This is a genomic window from Methanospirillum hungatei (genome assembly GCF_020216685.1).
GTDB lineage: Archaea > Halobacteriota > Methanomicrobia > Methanomicrobiales > Methanospirillaceae > Methanospirillum > Methanospirillum hungatei_B.
On the sequence record NZ_JAIWNS010000297.1, the window covers coordinates 1 to 2,794 of the forward strand.

1 protein-coding gene and 1 tRNA gene are annotated in these 2,794 nt (G+C 42.4%); both read left to right on the forward strand.

All coding sequences use genetic code 11. The features are described from left to right. Window positions 1-284 precede the first annotated feature (284 nt). Window positions 285-358 (forward strand) — tRNA-Phe (locus tag LDL35_RS15205). Between the two features lie 787 nt (window positions 359-1,145). Beyond that, the coding region (locus tag LDL35_RS15210; RefSeq protein WP_304024094.1) for a CotH kinase family protein at window positions 1,146-2,794 on the forward strand (1,649 nt) is incomplete at its 3' end.

A 2,794-nucleotide genomic window follows, 5' to 3' on the forward strand; every position in this document is an offset into this window, starting at 1 on the left:
CTCCTTCGTTTTTGAATCTGATTCGATGCACTGCATCAGCGCCAACTGCGTCAAAATCGTTATGGGTGAGATGAACTACTTTTGCTGTCCGGAGAGCGATATCTGCCTGAATTTTTGCAGTATCCGGTTTCGCACTCCGTCTCCTGAAAAACATCGGGATAATGTCAGTGTTCAGATGCCTTAATGGACGTGGTATTTTTCTTACCCTCCCTTCATTGTTGTCTGTGAATGTGAGATTCAAATGAAAAGTATTAATTATACATGAGTGTAATCTGTATAGTCGCGCCTCAGTAGCTCAGACTGGGAGAGCGCCAGACTGAAGATCTGGTTGTCCCCGGTTCAAATCCGGGCTGAGGCATAGAAATCAAAAGTCTCATGCCTAATTCATTGGGTATATCTTCTTTTTTGTTAAGAGTGAAAAATTTTTGTTTTGATTCTTATATTGTTATTTAAAATCACACATATTTATTATTAGATCTATGTGAGTCATGAATTCAAACAGGTCCACTGTAACATGTGAATCTCGATGAAAAGTAATATACATGTGGAGCTTATTTCCCAGTGCTCCACATGCAATGAGGAAACGGATTAGAAATAAATTCTATCCCCTAAGTCTCTTCCGGGCTTCCGGATTTGACAATCTATCTATACGTTCTCTAGTCAAATAATAGTTGCCTGTGCATCCATCCCAGTGGAACCAGGCAAGAGGAAACATGAGAGAAGAATACAATTCTTCCCTGAAAAGGGAATTAAAGAGAATTGGTGTCGATATCACGGTTCACATAGTGACCATGTATCTTTACTATCATCTCTTTTTATTCCCTTCATTTATTATTTCATCTATTCCTGAATGGGATTATAAAAAAACGGGTTGATAGGGCTAAATACTACCCTTCACCAGGTGATTTCAGTTCTGTACAAGAATAACTTTTTTGGAAAATACATCTTCCTTCCATTCTTCATCTGAATACTTACCTTGTTCCGGTAATATCATACTGATCCGTTGTATCTTTCAACCATCTGAATCTGACTTTTTTATATTCCACTCAGTACGAGTTATCTGTCTTCAGGCAGCCATGGCTGTCAGATAATACTCTAAAATCCGCTCGTTCACAGAGAAATACACACTATTTCATATGACTATCATGACACGAATTTGCTTTTCGACAAAGATTACTACATTTTTCCTGGTTGCGTTATGCATCCTGCTCATCCAACCAGGAAGTGCTACTATGAATGAAAACTCAAACTCCCATGCATCAGATACAGCTCCCGACTATGATACGGTCTTTCCGGATGATGAAATCCGTGAGATCTATATCACCATCACCCCTGAATCCTGGGCCGAAATGCAGGAAGATATGACGGCCAAGTACGGGGAGTTTGGAAACGCCAGTATGCCCGGACCCGGACAGAGAGGAGGTCCTGGTAAAAATATGCCTGATTTTAATATATCAGCAGGAATGAATATGCCGAAACCACCTGGTGAAAACGGTCCTGGTTTTCTGAATCTGGAAGATCCGATATATGTCCCCGCCACCATCTCATTTCAGAACGAAACCTGGGATCATGTCGGTATCAGGTATAAGGGAGTAAATTCCCTGATGACTGCTTGGAGCGAGGGAATCGGGAAGATCTCCCTGAAAGTTGATATGGATCACTACGAGGATGAGTTTCCCGAGACAAAGAATCAGAAGTTTTACGGGTTTAAAGAACTGAATCTGCAATCCGGAATGTCAGATGCGTCTGTCATACGGGAAAAATTAGCTCCTGAAATCTTTCAGGATGCTGGAGTGATCGCTCCGGAGACTGCTTTTTACAAGGTTTTCATCGACAAAGGAGACGGATTTGAGTACTTTGGTCTATATACCCTCGTTGAAAGCATCGATGATACGGTAATAGAAACCCAGTTTACAAACGGAACCGGAAATCTCTATAAACCGGAAGAAGATGGTGCAACCTTTGCTTTCGGAAAACTCAATCTCTCTCATTTTGAGAAGAAAACCAATGAAGATGAGGGGGATTACTCTGATATTGAACAGCTCTATAACACCCTGCATTCAGAGGCACGAACCAAAAATCCGGAAGCATGGCGGTCCGACCTTGAATCAATCCTTGATGTCTCTGAGTTTCTTACCTGGCTGGCAACCAATACGCTCATCAAAAACTGGGACACCTATGGAGGCAATGCACGGAATTATTACCTGTATAATAATCCGGATACCGGGACATTCAGTTGGATCCCCTGGGATAACAATTATGCATTTATGGAAGGAATGGGGAAAAATTTTGGAGATGGTGGTCCGGCAGGGATGAATAATCCACCGGCTTTTGGGCTTGCACCGCCTGATGAGCTGAATATATCTATGATCGAAATGCCAGTGCCCGGCCAAGGATGGGGCCCGGATGGAATGAAGGATCTGAATCAGTCCGGATTTGTGCCACTGGGAGGAATGAATATGAGCCCGCCCGGAATAGACGGTCAATTCGCCCCCGGTATGGGAGTGGGCGGCAGTGTATCGTTTTCAATGGAGAATGTAACTGAAAGATGGCCGCTCATCAGGTATCTTATGGATGATCCAGAGTACCATGCATTGTATATTCAAATTCTGAAAAGAGTTGCAGAAACCAGTTATAATCCAGAAAAGCTGGAAGAGATCTGTGATCAGTATCATGATATCATAGCATCATCTGTCATCGGACCGGATGGTGAGCGTGAAGGATACACCTATCTTACGAATGAATCCGATTTTGATAGAGCATTTGAAGAGATGAAAGCCCATATCAGATCACA